Genomic DNA, 21,085 nt, shown 5'->3' on the forward strand with positions numbered 1-21,085 from the left:
CGTCCCTCCGCCTGTCAGAAGATCAGCAGCAGCGAGGCCAGCAGGGCAGCCGAGCCGGCGATCTCGACGGCTCCGACCACCGCCACCTTGAACCCGCGGCCGGGGAGGGCCGCGGCCCGGGCCAGGTAGGCCGCGAAGGGCAGCGCCAGCCACGGGTGGAGGCAGGCCGCCGCGGCGGTGGCCGCAGCATGGAAGGTCACCGAACCGCGGTAGTACGTACGGGAGTTGCGCTCCCTGATCATCGTCTTCACGTACGGGACCGTGCCCGCGAAGTACAGCAGGCAGGCGGCGGCGGGCGCCCACGGCAGTCCGCCGCCGCCCAGCCGTGCGGCCACCAGGAGCATCCCGCACGCCGGGACCACCGCGGCCAGTCCGTTGGCCAGGGCCCGCTCGCGATTGTGCAGCGCGAACCAGGAGTTCACGGCCACGAAGGGCGCCGCCGCCGCGCCCGCGAGCAGCAGCCAGGGGTGCGCCACCGCGAGCGGGATCCCCGCCAGGGCGGACGCCGCGCCGAGGACGAGCGCCGGGCGGACGTGCCCCCGCGCCACCGCCGGGCGGCGGGCGGCGACCCTGCGCAGGCGCAGCCACTGCTGGGCGTGGAAGACCGCCGCGTAGCCGAGGAGCCAGGCCGCCAGGAGCAGGGCGTGCTGCCCTCCGGGCCGCGGCGAGAGGAACGCACCCGCGAGGAAGGGCACGGTGAGCATCGCCCATGCCCCGTGCTGGTCCGGGACCCAGGCCGTCTTCTTTCCCCTGTTCCGCGACACCTCGACGAAGCCTTCCGCTCACCGATGTCCGGATAACTGGTATTCGGACTCGTAATTTTCCGCCTCCGCAACGGAGTTGACCTCTTCCAGCGTGACATCCACTCGACCTGTGAAAGACCGGAATTAGGTCACGCCCGTACGGGACCTTTGTCATCGGATTCGCCTCCGCGCCGGGCGTAGCGTCGTGTCTGGGTCATCTTGCCCTTGACCCCGCACCGCCTTTATTACGGCCTGGAGGGTCGCCTTGCACGAGCGCCACGAACGCGACGGAGCCGACGGAGCCGGCGGACGCGACCGACACCAGGACGCCGTCGAATCGCTGATCAAGGCGGGCAGCTTCTTCAGGACCGCCGAGGTCTCCGACGACCTGCGCACCGTCCACCACACCGGCGGCCGCGCCGCGGAGGCCTTCTACCGGGACCGGTGGAGCCACGACAAGGTCGTGTACTCCACCCACGGCGTGAACTGCACGGGCTCCTGCCGGTGGAAGGTCTACGTCAAGGACGGGATCATCACCTGGGAGACCCAGTCCACCGACTACCCCTCCGTGGGCCCCGACAGCCCCGAGTACGAGCCCCGCGGCTGCCCGCGCGGCGCCTCGTTCTCCTGGTACTCCTACTCCCCCACCCGGGTGCGCTACCCGTACGTGCGCGGCACGCTGCTGGAGATGTACCGCGAGGCCAAGGCGCGCCTCGGGGACCCGGTCGAGGCCTGGGCCGACGTGCAGTCCGACCCGGTCCGCCGGCGTGCGTACCAGCAGGCGCGCGGCAAGGGCGGGCTGGTGCGGGCGACGTGGGAGGAGGCGACGGAGATCGTCGCCGCCGCGCACGTGCACACGATCAAGGAGCACGGCCCGGACCGGGTCGCCGGCTTCTCGCCGATCCCGGCGATGTCGATGGCCTCGCACGCGGCCGGCGCCCGCTTCCACTCGCTCATCGGCGCGCCGATGCTGTCCTTCTACGACTGGTACGCCGATCTCCCGGTCGCCTCTCCGCAGGTGTTCGGCGACCAGACGGACGTCCCGGAGTCGGGCGACTGGTGGGACGCCGCGTACCTGATGATGTGGGGCTCGAACGTCCCCGTCACGCGCACCCCGGACGCCCACTGGATGGCCGAGGCCCGCTATCGGGGCCAGAAGGTCGTCACCGTTTCCCCGGATTACGCGGACAACACCAAATTCGCCGACGAATGGATGCACCCGCACCCCGGGACGGACGGTGCGCTGGCCCTCGCGATGGGCCATGTCATCCTCAAGGAATTCTTCGTCGACAAGCAGACCCCCTTCTTCACGGATTACGTCCGGCAGTACACGGACCTGCCCTTCCTGGTTTCCCTCAGCGAAACCGAACAGGGCTTGGTTCCCGGGAAGTTCGTCACCGCCGCCGATCTCGGTCAGACGGATCTCCCGGACGCGGGCGAGAACGCGCAGTGGAAGACGGTCCTGATCGACGACACGACCGGCGAGGTCGTCGTCCCGAACGGCACGCTGGGCCACCGCTGGGGCAAGAACGAGAAGCCGGAGTGGAATCTCGAACTCGGCGACACCGTCCCGCGCCTGACCCTGCACGGCACCGCCGACGAGAGCGTGGAGATCGTCCTCCCCCGCTTCGAGGACGACGAACAGGGTGTGGACCAGGACGGGAAGCCGCGCGGCACGATCCGCCGCGGTGTGCCCGTACGGCGGCTGGGCGGCAAGCTCGTCACCACCGTCTTCGACCTGATGCTCGCCCAGTACGGGGTCGGCCGCGAGGGTCTGCCCGGCGTGTGGCCCACCGGCTACGAGGACGCGAGCGCCCCGGGCACCCCCGGCTGGCAGGAGTCGCTGACCTCGGTCCCGGCGGCCCAGGCGGCGCGCGTGGCGCGGGAGTTCGCGCAGACCGCCGAGCAGTCCAACGGCCGCTGCATGATCCTGATGGGCGCGGGCACCAACCACTGGTTCCACTCCGAGACCATCTACCGCTCCTTCCTGGCCCTGCTCACCCTCACCGGCTGCCAGGGCCGCAACGGCGGCGGCTGGGGCCACTACGTCGGCCAGGAGAAGTGCCGTCCGGTCACCGGCTGGGCGACGCTGGCCGCGGCCTCCGACTGGTCGCGCCCGCCGCGCCAGATGATCGGCGCGGCCTGGTTCTACCTGCACACCGACCAGTGGCGCTACGACACCCTCCCGGCGGAGGCGCTGGCCTCCCCGCTGGCCAAGGGGGCCTTCGAGGGCATGACGGGCTCGGACTGCCTGGCGGCGAGCACCCGGATGGGCTGGATGCCCTCGTACCCGACCTTCGACCGCAACCCGCTGGAGCTCGGCGAGGCCGAGGACCCGGTCGCGGAAGCGGTCCGGCAGCTGGGGAGCGGCGAACTCGGCTTCGCCGGCGAGGACCCGGACGCCCCGGGGAACTGGCCGCGCGTGCTCAACGTGTGGCGGGCCAACCTGCTGGGCTCCAGCTCCAAGGGCAACGAGTACTTCCTCAAGCACCTGCTGGGCACCCACTCCAACCTGCCCGAGGACGGGCCGCGCTGCACGCCCAAGGACGTGACGTACCGCGAGGAGGACGTGGAGGGCAAGCTCGACCTGCTCATGTCCATGGACTTCCGGATGACCTCCACGACGCTGCTGTCCGACGTGGTGTTCCCGGCGGCCACCTGGTACGAGAAGCACGACCTGTCCTCCACGGACATGCACCCCTTCCTGCACGCCTTCACCCCGGCCGTGGACCCGCCCTGGCAGGCCCGCTCGGACTACGACGCCTTCAAGGGCCTGGCCGAGCGCTTCGGCGAGCTCGCCGGGACCCACCTGGGCGTGCGCAAGGACCTGGTCGCCACCGCCCTCCAGCACGACACCCCGGGCGGCGAGATGGCCCAGCCCGGCGGGGTCGCGCTGGACTGGTCGAAGGGCGAGTGCGAGCCCGTACCGGGCCGGACCATGTACAACCTGGCGGTCGTGGAGCGGGACTACGGGGCGGTCGGCGAGAAGTTCGCCGCGCTCGGCCCGCTCGTGGACGAGCTGGGCGTGACGACGAAGGCGATCACCTTCGACGTGGGCGAGGAAGTGGCCTACCTCGGCGCGAAGAACGGCACGGTCCGCGGCGGCGTCGCCGACGGCCGCCCGCGCCTGGAGACCGCGCAGCAGGCCTGCGAGGCGATCCTCTCGCTGTCCGGCACCAGCAACGGCCGCCTCGCCACGCAGGGGTTCGAGACGCTGGAGAAGAAGGTCGGCACCCCGATGGCCCACCTGGCCGCCGAGGCCGAGGGCAAGCGGATCACCTTCGCGGACACCCAGGCCCGCCCGGTCCCGGTGATCACCTCGCCCGAGTGGTCGGGTTCCGAGGCCGGCGGGCGCCGGTACACGGCCTTCACGGTCAACACCGAGCACCTCAAGCCCTGGCACACCCTCACCGGCCGCCAGCACTTCTTCATCGACCACGACTGGCTGCACGAGGTCGGGGAGTCCCTCCCCGTGTACAAGCCTCCGCTGAACATGCACACCCTGTACGGGGAGCCCGAGCTCGGCACGGTCGACGAGAAGGCCAAGTCGGTGGCCGTCCGGTACCTGACCCCGCACAACAAGTGGGCGATCCACAGCCAGTACCAGGACAACCTCTACATGATGACCCTGGGCCGCGGCGGCCAGACCGTGTGGATGTCCCCGCAGGACGCCGACGCCATCGGGGTCGCGGACAACGACTGGATCGAGGCGGTCAACCGCAACGGCGTGATCACCGCCCGCGCGATCGTCTCCCACAAGATGCCGCCCGGCACGGTCTACATGAACCACGCGCAGGAGCGCACGGTCGGCGTCCCCAAGACGGAGAAGACCGGCCGCCGCGGCGGCATCCACAACTCGCTGACCCGGGTGATGCTCAAGCCCACCCACCTCATCGGCGGTTACGCCCAGCTGACCTGGGCCTTCAACTACCTCGGCCCGACCGGCAACCAGCGCGACGAGGTGACGGTCATCCGCCGCCGCGACCAGAAGGTGGAGTTCTAATCGTGCGTGTCATGGCTCAAGTGGCGATGGTCATGAACCTCGACAAGTGCATCGGCTGCCACACCTGCTCGGTCACCTGCAAGCAGGCGTGGACCAACCGGCAGGGCACCGAGTACGTCTGGTTCAACAACGTCGAAACCCTCCCCGGCCAGGGCTACCCGCGCCGCTGGGAGGACCAGGAGAAGTGGAAGGGCGGCTGGGAGCGCACCCGCTCCGGCAAGCTCCGCCTCAAGGCGGGTGGCCGCCTCGCCAAGCTGGGCAAGATCTTCGCGAATCCGGACCTGCCGGAGATCGACGACTACTACCAGCCCTGGACCTACGAGTACAAGAACCTCACCGAGGCCCCGGCGGGCGACGACATGCCCACCGCCCGGCCCGTCTCCCAGCTCACCGGCGAGCCCATCGACAAGATCGAGTGGGGTCCGAACTGGGACGACAACCTCGGCGGCGCGCCCACGCACGCCCCGCAGGACCCGATCATCGAGAAGATCCGCGACGAGGTCGGCGAGAAGATCCGCTTCGAGTTCGAGCAGAGCTTCATGTTCTACCTGCCGCGGATCTGCGAGCACTGCCTCAACCCCGCGTGCGTCTCCTCCTGCCCCTCCGGCGCGATGTACAAGCGCGAGGAGGACGGCATCGTCCTGGTCGACCAGGACCAGTGCCGCGGCTGGCGGATGTGCGTGACCGGATGCCCGTACAAGAAGGTGTACTTCAACCACCAGACCGGCAAGGCCGAGAAGTGCACCTTCTGCTTCCCGCGCATCGAGGTCGGCATGCCGACCGTGTGCTCGGAGACCTGCGTGGGCCGGATGCGCTACCTCGGCGTGATGCTCTACGACGCCGACAAGGTGGCCGAGGCCGCCGCCGTCGAGGACGAGCACGATCTGTACCCCTCCCAGGTGGAGTGCTTCCTGGACCCCGCGGACCCCGCCGTGATCGCCGCCGCCCGTGCGGCCGGCATCACCGACGAGTGGCTCGACGCGGCCCGCGACTCCCCGGTCTACGACTTGATCGCCACCTACCAGGTGGCCCTCCCGCTCCACCCGGAGTACCGGACGATGCCGATGGTCTGGTACGTCCCGCCGCTCTCCCCCGTCGTCGAGGCGGTCGCGGCCACCGGCAGCGACGGCGAGGACGCCGGGAACCTGTTCGGCGCCATCGAGGCGATGCGCATCCCCGTCGAGTACCTCGCCGAGGTGCTCACCGCCGGCGACACCGTGCCCGTGGAGGCGGTGCTGCGCCGGATGGCCGCGATGCGCGCCTACATGCGCCGCGTCAACCTGGGCGGGGAGCGCGACGAGTCGATCGCGCGGGCCGTCGGGCTGTCCGGGCAGGAGATGGAGGACATGTTCCGCCTCCTCGCCATCGCCAAGATCGAGGACCGCTTCGTGGTCCCCAGCGCCGCGCGGGCCGAGGCCGACGCGCTGGCCGACTCCCACCCGCTGGGCGATGCCGACCAGGGCTGCCCGGTCGGCGCGCTGCCCGAACCCCGGGTGATGCTCAATCTCGGTGATACGAGGAGGCGTCCGTGATCCGGCATCCGATGAGTGGTGATGCACTGGTGCGGCTGGTCGCCGGCTGCGTACTGCAGTACCCCGGCGACTACTTCCACGACGAACTCCCGCGGCTCCGTGCGGCCCTCGCCGGGGCGCCCGCCGAACCGGCCCGACTCCTCGGGGCGTTCCTCGACGAGGCCGAGCGGCAGACCCCGATCGAGCTGTGCTCCCAGTACACCTCGACCTTCGACACCCGCAACCGGCGCTGCCTCTACCTCACCTGGTGGGTCGACGGGGACACCCGGCGGCGCGGGCTGTCCCTGGTCCGGCTGAAGCGGATCTACCGGGACTTCGGGCTGGAGTTCGCGGGCGAGGAGCTGCCCGACTTCCTGCCGGTGGCCCTGGAGTTCGCCGCCCGCGAGGAGGAGGCGGGCACCGAGCTGCTCCAGGAGCACCGGGCCGGGCTGGAGCTGCTGCGCCTGGCGCTCACCGAGTCCGGGTCCCCGTACGCCCGGATCCTGGAAGCCGTCTGCGCGACGCTGCCGGGGCCCTCCCCCGAGACCAAGGCGGAGGCGAAGGCCCTCGCGAAGAACGGGCCGCCGCAGGAACTGGTCGGTGCGGGCTCGGCGCTGGAGCCCTTCGGGCCGGGCCTCGACATGCCCCTCGACTTCCCCTCGGCCGCTCCGACCGACCTCCCCTGGCCCGCCACGGCCCACTCGACCGCCTCCGAAAGGATGCCCGCCTGATGGACCTCCTCCTGTGGGGCGTACTGCCGTACGTCTCGATCGCCCTGCTGATCGCGGGCACGGTCTGGCGGGCCCGGTTCGACAAGTTCGGCTGGACCACGCACTCCTCGCAGCTGCACGAGTCGCGGCTGCTGCGGATCGGCTCGCCGCTCTTCCACTTCGGCATGCTCTTCGTGGTCCTCGGCCACGTGGTCGGCCTGCTGATCCCCAAGAGCTGGACCGACGCGGTGGGCCTGAGCGACCACGCCTACCACCTGATGGCCGTCTCCACCGGCACGGTCGCGGGCGTCGCGGCGGCCGCCGGCATCGGGATCCTGGTCTACCGCCGGTTCAAGGTGCCGGCCGTGCGCCGGGCGACGCTGCGCAGCGACCACCTGATGTACACGTTCCTGCTCGGCGCGATGGTGCTGGGCCTGACGGCCACGATCCTCAACTCGACCGGCATGACGAACGACTACAACTACCGCGACGGCATCTCGCTGTGGTTCCGAAGCCTGTTCACCTTCACCCCGGACTACCACCTGATGGCGGGCGCCCCGCTCGCCTTCAAGCTGCACATCCTGTTCGGCTTCACGCTGTTCGCACTGATCCCGTACTCGCGACTGGTGCACGCCTTCTCCGTACCGGTGAAGTACCTGTTCCGGCCGTACGTGGTCTACCGCAAGCGGGACCCGAAGCAGCTCGCCAACCGCCCGAGCAAGCGCGGCTGGGAGCGGGTCTCTTGAATCCCCGCCCCCGTCCCGTGGATCCCCGCCCCGGCCCCGCGCATGCCCGCCCCGCCCACTCGGTCGTCCGCAGCCCCCGCCACGCGGTGTCCGAGCGGCCCTTCATCGTCATCTGGGAGGCCACCCGGGCCTGCCCGCTGGCCTGTCTGCACTGCCGGGCCGAGGCGCAGACCCTGCGCCATCCCGAGGAGCTAGACGGGGCGGACGCCCGCCGGGTGATGGACCAGATCGCCGAGTTCGGCAAGCCCAGCCCGCTGTTCGTGATCACCGGCGGGGACCCCTTCCAGCGCGCCGACCTCACCGACCTGATCGCGTACGGGACCTCGCTCGGCCTGCGGGTGGCGGTGTCCCCGTCGGGTACGCCGACGCTGACCCGGGAGAACCTCGTAGCGGTGCGGGAAGCGGGGGCCATCGCGCTCTCGCTCTCCCTGGACGGTTCGACGGCCGAGCGGCACGACGCCTTCCGCGGGGTGCCCGGGGTCTACGACTGGACGCTGGAGGGCTGGCGGGCCGCCCGGGAGCTCGGTCTCAAGGTGCAGATCAACACCACGGTCACCCGCGACAGCCTGGAGGACCTGGCCGACATCGCGGCGCTGGTCAAGCGCGAGGGCGCGATGCTGTGGTCGGGCTTCGTCCTGGTCCCGACCGGACGCGGGGAACAGCTGGACTCCCTGACGGCCGCCGAGATCGAGGACGTCCTGCACTTCCTCTACGACTGCGGGGCGGTGATGGCCACCAAGACCACGGAGGGCCACCACTTCCGGCGGGTCGTCCTGCAGCGCACGATCCTGGACGCGCGCGGCGAGCGGCCCGTCCTGGGCCCGCTCCACGAGCGCCTGACGGCCCGCGCCCGCACGCTGGGAGTCTTCGACGGGGAGCGGCGGGCCGTGCGCCGGCCGCCCATGGACGTCTCCTCGGGCCGCGGCTTCGTCTTCATCTCGCACACCGGCGAGGTGCACCCCAGCGGCTTCCTGCCGCTCTCCGCGGGCAACGTGAAGAACCACCCGCTGACCGAGATCTACCGGGGCTCGGCGCTCTTCACCAAGCTCCGCGACCCCTCGCTGCTGCGCGGGAAGTGCGGGGCGTGCGAGTTCAAGACGGTGTGCGGGGGCTCGCGCTCCCGGGCGTACGGGTTCACGCGCGACGTGCTGGAAGCGGATCCGTACTGCGCGTACGAGCCCGGCAGCTTCCCCCATCAGGAGGACCTCAGGGCTTTGGCCGAAAGCATGAGGCGCTGACTCACCCCGTTCCCATAAGTTTCATATGGGAACATATCGACCACGGCTCCGGCCACGGGAGAACACAATGCGTTCAGTGATCGTCATCGGTGGCGGCATCAGCGGCCTGGCCGCCGCGTGGCAGTTGCGCGGCCAGGCCGATGTGACCGTCCTGGAGAGCCACGCCAAGGTCGGCGGGAAGCTCCGGACCGGCACCATCGCCGGCATCACCGTCGACGAGGGCGCGGAGTCCCTCATGGCCCTGCGCCCGGAGGCCGTGGAACTGGCCGCCGCCGTCGGACTCGGCGAGGCCCTCTGCGATCCCGCGAAGGCCGCCACCACCATCTGGACCAACGGCGCCCTGCGCCCGCTGCCCGCTGGACACGTCATGGGCGTCCCCACCGACCCCGCCGCGCTGATCGGCACCGGACTGCTCTCCCCCGAGGGCGTCCGGCGGGTCGCCGCCGAGGAGACCCTCCCGGCCACCCCGCTCACCGAGGACTGCTCGGTCACCGAGTACCTGGGCGGCCGCTTCGGCCAGGAGGCCGTGGACCGGCTCATCGAACCCATGCTGGGCGGGGTCTACGCCGGCCTCGCCGAGCGGCTCTCGCTGCGCGCGGCCATGCCCCGGATCGCGGCCCTCGCGGAACAGGGCACCCCGCTCCTCCCGGCCCTGCGCCGGATGCGCGCGGCCGGCGCCCCCCGCTCGGGGGCCGTGGCCGTCCAGGGCGTCGTCGGCGGCACCGGGCGCTTCCCCGCCGCCGTCGCCGAAGCCTGCGGAGCCCGCATCCTCACCGGGACGACGGCCCGCTCGCTCCAGCGGGTCGCCGACGGCCGCTGGCGCGTCCAGGCGATGACCGGCGACGGCGCGCTGACGATGGAGGCCGACGCGGTGATCCTCGCCCTGCCCGCCTTCGCGGCGGCGGAGCTGCTGCGCCCGCACTCCCCGCTCGCCGAGGCCGAGCTCTCCTCGATCCCGCACGCGTCGACGGCCGTCATCACCATGGCCTTCTCCCGCGCGCAGGCCCACTTCCTCCCCGAGGGCAACGGCTTCCTGGTCCCGCCGGTCGACGGCCACACCCTGAAGGCCGCCTCCTTCCTCTCCAACAAGTGGTCCTGGCTGCACGACTCGGCCCCCGAGACCTTCGTGCTGCGCGCCTCCATCGGCCGCATCGGCGAGGACGAGCTGCTGAGCCGCCCCGACCGCCACCTGGTCCGCTCGGCCATCGCCGAACTCCACCACGCGGTGGGCCCCATGGGAGAACCCCTGGCCACCCGCGTCACCCGCTGGGACCGGGGCCTGCCGCAGTACGGCGTCGGGCACCGCGAACGCGTCGCCCGCATCCGCGAGGCCGCCGGCAAGCTCCCCGGCATCGCCCTGTGCGGAGCCGCGTACGAGGGCGTGGGCGTGGCCGCCTGCGTCGCGACGGGGCGCGCGGCGGCGAAGCAGGTCCTGGCCCAACCGTAGGGTGCAGGCGTAGGGCGCAGGCGTAGGACGCAGCCTTCGTGGCGCGCGGGCCTACGTATCGGGTGGGTATCAGCAGGCGCTCGGCTCTTCATCCGATCGGCCCGCGGGGCCGTGGCCGCCGGATTCACGGCTGCCGCGGCCCTATCGTTCTTTATCGGTACCCGTCCGCACCCGCCCGCCGAACAGGAGTCGTCCCCGTGTCCTCCCCCACCCCGGCTCCCGCCGCTCCGCGACCCGTTCGCGTGCTGCTGGTGGAGGACGACGAGCTGATGCGCCGCTCGTTCACCGTCTCCCTGGAGCGCTACGGGTACACGGTGCGGGCCGCCGCCGACGGACTCACCGGCCTCGAATCCTTCCGCGACGAGGAATTCGACCTGCTGATCCTCGACGTGATGCTGCCCGGCCTCGACGGGATCGGCCTGTGCCGCAAGGTCCGGGAGACCAGCCTGGTCCCCGTCCTGATGATGTCGGCCCGCGGCGACGGGCTGGACATCGTCGCCGGTCTGGAGGCCGGTGCGGACGACTACGTGGTCAAGCCCGTGGACACCAACGTGCTCGTGGCCCGCATCCGCTCGCTGCTGCGGCGCGCCACCTACGCCCCCGCACCGGCGGCCGGACACGCCACGGCGCAGGAACCCGGACCGTCCGAGGGCGAGCTGCTGACCTTCGGGGACCTGACCCTGCACACCGGCGGCCTGGACGTGGCCGTCGGCGGAACCCCGGTGGCGCTCACCCCGACCGAGCTGAAGCTGCTGCTGGAGTTCGCCGCCCACCCGGGCATCGTGCTGGAGCGGCACACCCTGCTGCGCAACGTCTGGGACTACGGCTGGGACGGCGACAGCCGGGTCGTGGACCTGTGCGTGCAGCGGCTGCGCGGCAAGCTCGGCCGGGACCGGATCGAAACGGTCCGCGGCTTCGGCTACAAGCTCAGGCGCTGAGACCGGTGACCCCCTTCGAGGACGGACCGCGTCCGCGCCGCGTCCCCCTGCGCTGGAAGATCGCGGCACTGGCCGCGGCCACGGCGTGCCTGGTCGCGGCGGTGGTGGGCGTCCTCGTACACCTCTGGACCGCATCGGACATCCGCAGCCGGGCCGAGATGCAGGCCTTCAACGCCGTGTACTCGGCCATGGACACCTACCGGCGCACCGGAACCCTGATCGAGGGCGCCGAGCTCGATCCGGCCGGACTGCCCGCCTCGCTGCGCGATCCGGGCGACGGCGACCGGCACACGGCCTACGACGCGCACGTCCACGGGAACAGCGGGCCGACCGTCTGGGCCGCTCAGCGCGTGGGCGAACCGGGCAGCCCGGTACTGGCCTACTCCGTCAACACGAACGGGCAGCGCCACGACCTGGGCCGGCTCGACGCCACCATGGCGGTGGCCTCCCTGCTCGCCCTCGCCGCGGCCACCCCCCTGGCGATCTACGGAGCCGGGCTGCTCGGCCGCCGGCTGGGCCGGGTCTCCGAGACCGCGAGCCGGATCTCCGCCGGCGACCTGGACGCCCGGAGCGGGATCACCGCGGGCCGCGACGAGCTGGACGACATCGCCGCGACCGTCGACCTCATGGCCGACACCCTCGGCCGGAAGCTGCGCGACGAGCGCCGGTTCACCGCCGACGTGGCCCACGAACTGCGCACGCCCGTCGGCGGTCTGCTGGCCGCCGCCGACCTGCTGCCGGCCGGGGAGACGGAGGACATGCTCCGGGCGCGGGTGCGCGATCTGCGCGGGCTGGTCGAGGACCTCCTGGAGATCTCCCGGCTGGACGCGGGCGCCGAACTGCCGGTCCGCGACCGGGTTCCGCTCGGCGCGGTCGTCTCCGAGGCCGTGACGCGCACCGGACTGGCCACCGAGGTCGAGGTCTCCCCGTCGGCCGAGAGCGTGGAGACCGACCCGCGCCGCCTCGAACGGATCGTCGGCAACCTCGTCGTCAACGCCCACCGGCACGGGCAGACCCCGGTACGGGTCACCGTGGAGGGCTCCACGGTCGTCGTACGGGACCACGGCCCCGGCTTCCCCGCGGACCTGCTCCTCGCGGGCCCCCGCCGCTTCCACACGGGCCGGGCGGAGCGCGGTACGGGCCACGGCCTGGGCCTGACCATCGCCGCGGGCCAGGCCCTGGTGCTCGGCGCCGAACTCCGCTTCGCCAACGCCCCGGACGGCGGCGCCGTCGCCGCCCTGCACCTGCCGGGCTGACGACCGCCCCTATCCAGCCCCGCCGGCGTTTGAGGCGCGGGGTCCGGGGCGGAGCCCCAGGGGGTCCGGGCGCAGCCCGGGGAACGGTGGAAGGGCGGGTAGGGGACCTCGCCCCGCGCAGCGGCAGCCCACCCGCTACCGGACCGATACACACCGGAGCGGCCCCCGATACCCGGCGGCCCGGGCCCCGATACGTCCCCCGGACACCCTTCGAAGTGCAGCTTCCCGCGCCGAAGAGGAGTCCCCGTGACCGCCGCCCCCCTTGCCCCGCTCCACACGCCGACCGGCATCGCGGCCGCCACCGCCGGCCTCTCGAAGGTCTACGGCAGCGGCGACACCCGGGTCGTCGCCCTGGACGACGTCAGCGTCTCCTTCCGAGAGGGCGAGTTCACCGCGATCATGGGCCCTTCCGGCTGCGGCAAGTCCACCCTGATGCACTGCGCCGCCGGGCTCGACTCCTTCTCCTCCGGCTCCGTCCGCATCGGCACCACCGAGCTGGGCTCCCTGAACGACGAGCAGCTCACCCGGCTGCGCCGCGACCGGATCGGCTTCATCTTCCAGGCGTTCAACCTGCTGCCGACGCTGACCGCGCTGGAGAACATCACCCTGCCGCTGACCATCGCCGGCCGGAAGCCCGACCGGCAGTGGCTCGACCACGTGGTGGCGATGACCGGCCTCGCCGATCGCCTCGGCCACCGGCCCGGACAGCTCTCCGGCGGGCAGCAGCAGCGCGTGGCGGTGGCCCGGGCCCTGGTCTCGCGTCCCGCGATCATCTTCGGCGACGAGCCCACCGGAAACCTGGACTCCCGTGCCGGTGCCGAGGTCCTCGGCTTCCTGCGCGATTCGGTGCGCGAGCTGGGCCAGACCGTGGTCATGGTCACGCACGACCCGGTCGCCGCCGCCTACGCCGACCGCGTGGTCTTCCTCTCCGACGGACGCCTGGTCGACGAGATGACCCGGCCCACCGCGGACCGGGTCCTGGACCGGATGAAGGCGTTCGACGCCCGCTTCCGTACGAGCTGACCCCGCCGCGCTCCCGCACCGCGCACCCCGCACCGGGTTCCCGCACCGCACCAGCCGTCCGCCCGCCCGCTCCCCCGGGCCCGCCCCCCAGGATCCGCATCCCCATGTTCCGTACCGCCCTGCGCAACGTGCTCGCGCACAAGGCCCGCCTCCTGATGACCGCGTTCGCGGTCATGCTCGGGGTCACCTTCGTCACCGGCAGCCTCGTCTACGGGGACAGCCTGAAGCAGGCCGCCACCGACCGGGTGAGCGCCGGCTTCGACCGCATCTCCATCGACGTCTCGCCCAACACCGTGCCCGGAGCCCCGCCCGCCACCCTCGACGCCGGCACCACGGCCACCCTCGCCGGGGTCCAGGGCGTCGCGGCCGCCGCGGGGCGCGTCGACGGCTTCGCCGCCGTCACCGACCCCGAGGGCCGGCTGCTGGGCAACGGCACCTTCCGCAAGGGCGGCAATTTCGCCCCGGGCAAGGACGGAACGGACCCGGCCTACGCGTTCGAGGAGGGGTCCGGCCCGGTCGGCGGGAAGACCGTCGCCCTCGACGAGGCCTCCGCCGCCAAGGGCGGCTACCACGTCGGTGACACCGTCCGCGTCGGCACGAGCGCCGGCGCCGAGTCCTACGAGCTCAGCGGCACCTTCCGCACCAACGCCTCCAAGCTCTCCCCCGGCGGCAGCCTCGTGCTGTTCGACAACGCCACCGCACAGGGGCTGTACCTCCAGCCCGGCCGGTTCAAGAACATCGAGATCACGGCCGCACCCGGCACCGACGTGACACAGCTCCTCAGCCGGGTCGAAGCGGTGATCCCCAAGGACACCGCCGCGATCACCGGCGCCCGGCTCGCCCAGATCCAGGCGAACATGGCCTCCAGCGACAGCGACACCCTGAGCCAGATCATGGTGGGCTTCGCGGCGGTCGCCCTGTTCGTGGCCACCTTCCTCATCTCCAACACCTTCACCATGCTGGTCTCCCGGCGCACCCGGGAGCTGGCCCTGATGCGGGCCGTCGGCGCCACCCGCAAGCAGGTGCGCCGCATCCTGCTGACCGAGTCCGTCCTCGTCGGCCTGATCGCCTCCGTGGCCGGCATCCTGGCCGGCACCGGCGTCGCCGCCCTGCTCCAGGCCCTCTTCTCCTCCGCCGAAGCCCCGGCCGCGCCGCTGGTCCTCTCCCCCGCCACCGTGATCATCGCGCTGCTCGTCGGCACCGCCCTGCCCGTGATCGCCGCCTGGGTGCCGGTCCGCCGGGCCATGGCCATCCCGCCCGTCGCCGCACTCGGCGCCGCCGAGCCCGCCGAGCCCGCCCGGGTCGGCTCCCTGCGCACGGGCGTCAGCACCGCGCTGGTGCTCACCGGCACCGCCGCCGTGCTGTACGGAGCCCTCACGGCATCCGCCGCGACGGACGCCCGACCCGTCATCGGCCTCGGCGCCGCCCTCACCCTGACCGGGGCCATCGGCCTCATCCCGCTCCTGTCCCGGCCGTTCACCGCCCTGCTCCGGCCGCTGCTGCTCCGCTTCAGCCCGGTGCACGGCGACCTCGCCGCCCGCAACACCGTGCGCGACCCGCGGCGTACCGGCGCCACCGCCGCCGCGCTCGCCATCGCCCTCGCGCTCGCCTCGGGCCTCTCCGTCCTCGGCGCCTCCGCCACTCAGTACCTCGACGGCGCGACCACCCGTGACATCACCGCCGACTACCTGGTGCAGGGCACCGCGGGCGAGCGGGGGTTGACCCCCGCCACCGCCGAGCCCCTCAAGAAGCTGACCGGCGCCACCTACAGCCCGCTCAACCAGTCCACCGAGTACGAGATCGGCGGGATCCCCTCCGTCCTGACCGGCGTCGACCCCGCCGCCATCGGCCGCCTCCTGCGCTACGAGGTGACCTCGGGCTCCCTCGACAGCCTCGCCCGGGGCAAGGTCGCGGTCGCCGACTACAAGGCCAGGGCCAACGGCTGGAAGGTCGGCCAGAACCTCCCCGTGAAGCGGCTCGACCAGCAGGGCGAGGTCACCATCGGCGCGATCTACCACGCCGACGAACAGAGCAAGGTGCTGCCCAGCATCACCGCACCCGACTCCCTGGTCGCCCGCTTCGACTCCACCCCGCACACCGACTCGATCGTCGTGGCCACCCCGGGCGGACCCGGCCGGACCCAGCTCGCGAGCGTCGTCAAGGCGCTCGGCGACAACCCCGCCCTGTCCGTCCTCGACAAGGAGGCCATCCGGGCGGAGGACACCAGCGGCATCGGCGACCAGCTCAACATCTTCTACGCCCTGCTCAGCATGGCCCTGGTGATCGCCGCCCTGGGCATCGCCAACACCCTCGCGATGTCCGTGCTCGAACGCCGCAAGGAGATCGGCACGCTCCGCGCCCTCGGCCTGGACCGTGCCGGAGTGACCCGGATGATCCGCATGGAGGCCCTGCTCATCGGCGCCCTCGGCGCGGCCGTCGGCACCGCCCTGGGCATCTTCACGGGCTGGGCCCTCGGCAACACCCTCCAGGAGAGCGTCGCCGGATACGCCCTGGTCATCCCCTGGGGACAGCTGGCCCTCGGGGTGCTGATCGCCATGGCCGGCGCCCTGCTCGCCTCCCTCTGGCCGGCCCGCCGGGCCGCCGCCGTCGACATCCCGGCCGCCACGGCCGCCCAGTGACCGATCGCGCGCCCCGCCCCGTGACCCGGATGGGTCAGCGCGGGGGCGGGGTGCGCGAGGCGCGCACAGGATGAAGGCATGCCCACACACGCCCTGCGGGTCGCCGCTGCCGCCGCCGCTGCCGCCGCGCTGCTCGCCACCAGTGCCTGTTCCGACGGCGGAGGCAAGGAGAAGAGGGGCAAGGACGGCGCCGCCCAGGGCATCAAGAAACCGAAGTGGGGGGAGTGCCAGGCCCCCACCCCCGCCGAGGGCGCCGGGCAGGTCCCCGGCAAGGACTGGCAGTGCGCCGTCCTCGACGTGCCCCTGGACTACGCGGAGCCCGAGGGGGAGACGATCCCCCTGGCGTTGATCCGGGCCAAGGCGCGCGACGAGGACAAGCGGATCGGCTCGCTCGTCTTCAACTTCGGCGGCCCCGGCGGCTCCGGCATCACCACCCTGCCCGGCGCGGCGAAGGAGTACGCGGCCCTGCGCGAGCGGTACGACCTCGTCAGCTTCGACCCGCGCGGGGTGGGCCGCAGCGCGCCCGTGCTGTGCGAGGACGACAAACAGCTGGACGCGTACTACGCCGCCGACTCCAGCCCCTCGACGCCGGAGGAGGAGAAGCAGTTCGTCGCCACCTCCAAGAAGTACAAGGAGGCCTGCGAGGCGAAGTCCGGCAAGGTGCTGCCCCACGTCGGCACCGAGAACGCGGCCCGCGACCTGGACCGGATCCGCCAGGCCCTCGGTGACGAGAAGCTGTACTACTTCGGCATCTCCTACGGCACCGAGCTCGGCGGGGTCTACGCCCACCTCTTCCCCAAGAACGTCGGCCGGGCCGTCTTCGACGCCGTGGTCGACCCGACCAAGAACTCCGAGGAGGGCGCCCTGGGCCAGGCCAAGGGCTTCCAGCTCGCGCTCGGCAACTTCGCCCAGGACTGCGTGAACCGCGGCGACTCCTGCCAGCTGCAGGGCAGCACCGCCAAGGAGATCGAGGCGAACATCATCAAGCTCCAGAAGGAGCTGGCGGCCAAGCCCATCCCCGGCTCCGGCGACCGGCTGCTCACGGAGGACGCCGCGACCAACGGCATCGCCTTCGCCCTGTACTCCAAGGAGGCCTGGCCGCTGCTGGAACAGGGCCTGGACGAGGCCGAGGGCGGCCAGGGGCAGCTGCTGCTCGCCATGTCGGACGCCCTCAACGGCCGCGACCCCAAGGGCACGTACAGCAACATCGGGTCGGCCAACACGGCCATCAGCTGCGCCGACTCCAAGGACCGCTACACGCTCGCGCAGACCAAGGCGAAGCTGCCCGAGTTCCGCGCCGCCTCGCCCGTCTTCGGGGACTTCCTCGGCTGGGCCATGATGGGCTGCACCGACTGGCCCGTCGCCGGCGCCTGGAACACCCCGGACGTCTCCGCCCCCGGCTCGGCACCCATCCTGGTGATCGGCAACACCGGTGACCCGGCGACCCCGTACGAGGGCGCCCGCAAGATGGTGGAACGGCTCGGCCCCGGCGTCGGCGTGGAGCTCACCTTCAAGGGCGAGGGGCACGGCGCCTACAACAGCGGCGACCCCTGCGTGCAGCAGGCCGTCAACTCCTACCTGCTCGACGGGAAGGTGCCCGGCGCGGGCACGGTCTGCACGGCGTCCGCCTCCCCGGCGCCGACCTCGCCCGTCTAGGCGGGAGCCCGGCACGCCGGAGGGGCCGCACCTCGCGCGAGCGAAGTACGGCCCCTCCGGGTGACTGCCGGTGGACCGGCTACTAGTAGACCGGCTTCTCGGGCTCGATCTGGTGGACCCAGCCGATGACGCCGCCGCCGACGTGGACCGCGTCCGCGAAGCCCGCGGACTTCAGGACCGCGAGGACTTCCGCACTGCGGACACCCGTCTTGCAGTGCAAGACGATGCGCTTGTCCTGCGGCAGGTCCGCCAGGGCGGTGCCCATCAGGAACTCGCCCTTGGGGATCAGCTTCGCGCCGGGGATCGAGACGATCTCGTACTCGTTGATCTCGCGGACGTCGATGATCTCGATCGGCTCGTCGTTGTCGATCCACTCCTTGAGCTGCTTGGGAGTGATCGTCGAGCCGAGCGCGGCCTCCTGGGCCTCCTCCGACACGACGCCGCAGAAGGCCTCGTAGTCGATGAGCTCGGTGACGGTCGCGTTCGGACCGCAGACCGCGCAGTCGGGGTCCTTGCGGACCTTGACCTGGCGGTACTGCATCTCCAGGGCGTCGTAGATCATCAGGCGGCCGACCAGCGACTCGCCGACGCCGGTGAGGACCTTGATGGCCTCGGTGACCTGGATGGACCCGATGGACGCGCAGAGCACGCCCAGCACGCCGCCCTCGGCGCAGCTCGGGACCATGCCCGGCGGGGGCGGCTCCGGGTAGAGGCAGCGGTAGCACGGGCCGTGCTCGGACCAGAAGACCGAGGCCTGGCCGTCGAAGCGGTAGATCGAGCCCCAGACGTACGGCTTGTTCAGCAGCACGCAGGCGTCGTTCACGAGGTAGCGCGTGGCGAAGTTGTCCGTGCCGTCGACGATGAGGTCGTACTGGCTGAAGATCTCCATCACGTTGTCGGCTTCGAGCCGCTCTTCGTGCAGGACCACGTTCACGTACGGGTTGATGCCCAGCACGCTGTCGCGGGCCGACTCGGCCTTGGAACGGCCGATGTCCGCCTGGCTGTGGATGATCTGGCGCTGCAGGTTCGACTCGTCGACCTCGTCGAACTCCACGATGCCCAGCGTGCCCACGCCGGCCGCGGCCAGGTACATGAGGGCGGGCGAGCCGAGGCCGCCGGCACCCACGGCCAGCACCTTGGCGTTCTTCAGGCGCTTCTGGCCGTCCATCCCGACATCCGGGATGATCAGGTGCCGGGAGTACCGGCGGACCTCGTCAACGGTGAGCTCAGCGGCTGGCTCAACCAAGGGTGGCAGCGACACGGGCACTCCAGGGTCATCCCCGCGTTTGCGGGGAGCATGTAAAGGTTGTTCTGTCCCGTAACACTGCCACGCCCTTCTTCATTCCAAGACACCCGGTCCGATCCGCGAGACGATTTCGTCCCAGTACCCGGGCATCGACGCCCACGGATCCCGGTCGGCGGCCCCGCGCCGGTCGGTGAACCAGATGGTCCCCGCACCCTGCCAGCGGGCGATCCGCAGCGCCTCCTCCAGGTGGGTGCGCGGGACTCCGTGCACGAGGTGGCAGAACGTCTCGGGCGGATGGTCCGCCGTCCACTCCGCCACCTGCGACCAGCGGTAGTCCGCCCAGGTTCCGGAGAAGGTGACCAGCTGGTCGGCGGTTTCCGTGTACCCCTCATAGGGGTGGGTGCCGTGTCCGAGGACGATCCGCAGGCCCTCTCCGAGTCCCCGCAGGGTGTCCGCGACCCGGCGCACGGAGGCCAGTTCCGCCTTCCCGGCCGGGGCGTCCGCGAGGTAGAAGCCGTCGGCCCCGTACCAGTCGCGGAAGCGGTGGGCGTCGGAGACCAGCTCCCCGAACGACCGCTCCCCGTCTCGCATCGCGAGATGCCCGAGGACCGCGCCGCCCGCCCTACGGAGCTTCGCGGCCGCCTCCGTGCAGTGCGGGTCGGGCCGGCCGCCCGGCCCGTCCGTCACGTTCAGGACGGACCAGTGCAGCGGCGTGCCGGGCCGGGTCAGCTCGGCCCACTCCACCGGGGCCAGCAGCGGATGCGCGTACCCGGGGACCCCCAATCCCAGCCGGCCCGCCTCCGTGGCCGCCTGGCCGGCGGCCGGCGGGGTGGTCAGATGCGGCACGCCGCCTCCATCCAGATGTCCGCCAGGGACTCCTCCAGATTGATCCGCGGCCGCCAGCCGAGCCGGTCGCGGGCGGTACGGACGTCCGCCTGCTGCCAGGCTCCGCACCCGTCCGGGTAGGGGTAGGGCGGCTGGGCCGTCGCGGCGGCGAGCTGCTCGGCCGTGGCCTCGGAGCGCGGGGAGCCGATGGCGGCGAGCCCGGCGGGCCGGCCGGGGTGCCCGTGCGCCTGCGGGTGCTGGGCGTGCTGCGGTACGTCGATCTCGTGCAGCGAGCCTCCGTACCCCGCGACCCGTGCCAGCACGCCGGCCGCGTCGCGCAGCCGGACCGCCCGGCCGGTGCCGATGTTGACGACGCCCTGGGCCGCCGACAGCGAGGCGGCGTGCACCGCCCGCGCCACGTCCCGTACGTCGACGAAGTCGCGCTGCACGCCGAGCCCGCTGAGCTTGAGCTCGCCGTCCCCGGACTGCATCGCGCGCCGCATGGCCTCGGCGAGCCGGCCGAGGGGGGATCCGGCGGGGGTGCCGGGGCCGACGGGCGAGAAGACCCGCAGGACGACGGCGTCCAGCCCGGAGCCGAGGACCAGCTCGGTGGCGGCCAGTTTGCTGACTCCGTACGGCCCTCCCGGTCTGGGGACGGCGTCCTCGGCCGTGGACGACCCGGGCTGGCTGGGCCCGTACTCGGCGGCGCAGCCGAGCTGGACGAGCCGGGCGCCGCAGCCGCTGCGGCGCAGCGATTCGCAGATCGTGGCGACGGCGACCGTGTTGTGCCGGGTCAGCTCGCGGGCACCGCCGCGGGTGGCTCCCGCGCAGTTGATGACGACGCCCGGGTGGACGGCGTCGAGGAACCGGGTGAGCGCGCCGGGGCTGCCCGTGGCGAGGTCGAAGCGGACGTCGGCGTCGTCGCCGCGGCCGAGCGCGGTGAGCTGGACCGCGGGGTCGGCGAGCAGCCGGTCCGCGACGTAGCGCCCGAGGTATCCGTTGGCTCCGATCAGCAACACCCTCATCGCGCGGCCCCTTGGTTGGTTGGCTGGCCGGTCATGTCCTGTGTCTCCTTGCTGGATGGGTGGATCGGGGGTGGGGGGT

The 21,085-nt window shown here is 72.2% G+C and carries 15 protein-coding genes; 11 read left to right on the forward strand and 4 right to left on the reverse strand.

From position 1 onward, the window contains the following. Positions 1–14: 14 nt before the first annotated feature. Complete coding sequence (locus AC3IX6_RS11840) at positions 15–764, reverse strand: YwiC-like family protein (RefSeq protein ID WP_489370083.1); 750 nt, start codon at positions 762–764, stop codon at positions 15–17. A gap of 319 nt (positions 765–1,083) precedes the next feature. Between AC3IX6_RS11840 and AC3IX6_RS11845 the strand changes: the two genes are divergently transcribed. The 11 genes from AC3IX6_RS11845 to AC3IX6_RS11895 all read left to right on the forward strand — a co-directional run bounded on the left by AC3IX6_RS11845 (position 1,084) and on the right by AC3IX6_RS11895 (position 17,910). Then, entirely contained in the window at positions 1,084–4,746 is a 3,663-nt protein-coding gene (locus tag AC3IX6_RS11845) for a nitrate reductase subunit alpha (RefSeq protein ID WP_489371419.1), read from the forward strand. Between the two features lie 2 nt (positions 4,747–4,748). Continuing rightward, positions 4,749–6,278 (forward strand): nitrate reductase subunit beta, encoded by a 1,530-nt coding sequence (gene narH, locus AC3IX6_RS11850; RefSeq protein ID WP_489370084.1) that lies wholly within the window; start codon positions 4,749–4,751, stop codon positions 6,276–6,278. An 11-nt stretch (positions 6,279–6,289) separates the two neighbouring features. After that, positions 6,290–6,988: a nitrate reductase molybdenum cofactor assembly chaperone gene (gene narJ, locus AC3IX6_RS11855; protein WP_489370085.1), complete on the forward strand. Its 699-nt coding sequence runs from the start codon at positions 6,290–6,292 to the stop codon at positions 6,986–6,988. After that, complete coding sequence (narI, locus tag AC3IX6_RS11860; protein WP_489370086.1) at positions 6,988–7,713, forward strand: respiratory nitrate reductase subunit gamma; 726 nt, start codon at positions 6,988–6,990, stop codon at positions 7,711–7,713. Before narJ ends, narI begins: the two co-directional genes overlap by 1 nt. Next, positions 7,710–8,951 carry a TIGR04053 family radical SAM/SPASM domain-containing protein gene (locus AC3IX6_RS11865; protein ID WP_489370087.1) on the forward strand — a complete coding sequence of 414 codons (1,242 nt, stop codon included), beginning with the start codon at positions 7,710–7,712 and terminating at the stop codon, positions 8,949–8,951. Before narI ends, AC3IX6_RS11865 begins: the two co-directional genes overlap by 4 nt. 67 nt (positions 8,952–9,018) lie before the next feature. Further along, on the forward strand, positions 9,019–10,398 hold the full coding sequence (hemG, locus tag AC3IX6_RS11870; protein ID WP_489370088.1) for a protoporphyrinogen oxidase: 1,380 nt from the start codon (positions 9,019–9,021) through the stop codon (positions 10,396–10,398). Between the two features lie 197 nt (positions 10,399–10,595). Beyond that, positions 10,596–11,336 carry a two-component system response regulator CseB gene (gene cseB / locus AC3IX6_RS11875; RefSeq protein ID WP_489370089.1) on the forward strand — a complete coding sequence of 247 codons (741 nt, stop codon included), beginning with the start codon at positions 10,596–10,598 and terminating at the stop codon, positions 11,334–11,336. A 5-nt stretch (positions 11,337–11,341) separates the two neighbouring features. Next, positions 11,342–12,592, forward strand: coding sequence for a sensor histidine kinase (locus AC3IX6_RS11880; RefSeq protein WP_489370090.1), 1,251 nt, complete (start codon positions 11,342–11,344; stop codon positions 12,590–12,592). A 246-nt stretch (positions 12,593–12,838) separates the two neighbouring features. Continuing rightward, a complete protein-coding gene (locus tag AC3IX6_RS11885; protein WP_489370091.1) occupies positions 12,839–13,615 on the forward strand; it encodes an ABC transporter ATP-binding protein in 777 nt (258 codons plus the stop codon). Between the two features lie 104 nt (positions 13,616–13,719). Beyond that, a complete protein-coding gene (locus AC3IX6_RS11890) occupies positions 13,720–16,254 on the forward strand; it encodes an ABC transporter permease (RefSeq protein WP_489370092.1) in 2,535 nt (844 codons plus the stop codon). A 78-nt stretch (positions 16,255–16,332) separates the two neighbouring features. Continuing rightward, entirely contained in the window at positions 16,333–17,910 is a 1,578-nt protein-coding gene (locus AC3IX6_RS11895) for an alpha/beta hydrolase (protein WP_489370093.1), read from the forward strand. An 82-nt stretch (positions 17,911–17,992) separates the two neighbouring features. Here AC3IX6_RS11895 and moeZ read toward each other — a convergent pair whose 3' ends face one another. The 3 genes from moeZ to AC3IX6_RS11910 all read right to left on the reverse strand — a co-directional run bounded on the left by moeZ (position 17,993) and on the right by AC3IX6_RS11910 (position 21,006). Then, positions 17,993–19,171 (reverse strand): adenylyltransferase/sulfurtransferase MoeZ, encoded by a 1,179-nt coding sequence (gene moeZ, locus AC3IX6_RS11900; protein ID WP_327254829.1) that lies wholly within the window; start codon positions 19,169–19,171, stop codon positions 17,993–17,995. Between the two features lie 78 nt (positions 19,172–19,249). After that, positions 19,250–20,002 (reverse strand): spherulation-specific family 4 protein, encoded by a 753-nt coding sequence (locus tag AC3IX6_RS11905; protein ID WP_489370094.1) that lies wholly within the window; start codon positions 20,000–20,002, stop codon positions 19,250–19,252. After that, the gene (locus AC3IX6_RS11910) at positions 19,990–21,006 is read right to left on the reverse strand and encodes an NAD-dependent epimerase/dehydratase (RefSeq protein ID WP_489370095.1); all 1,017 of its coding nucleotides are present in this window, start codon (positions 21,004–21,006) and stop codon (positions 19,990–19,992) included. Before AC3IX6_RS11910 ends, AC3IX6_RS11905 begins: the two co-directional genes overlap by 13 nt. Positions 21,007–21,085: the final 79 nt, after the last annotated feature.

It is taken from the genome of Streptomyces sp. GL_141 (assembly GCF_057834385.1).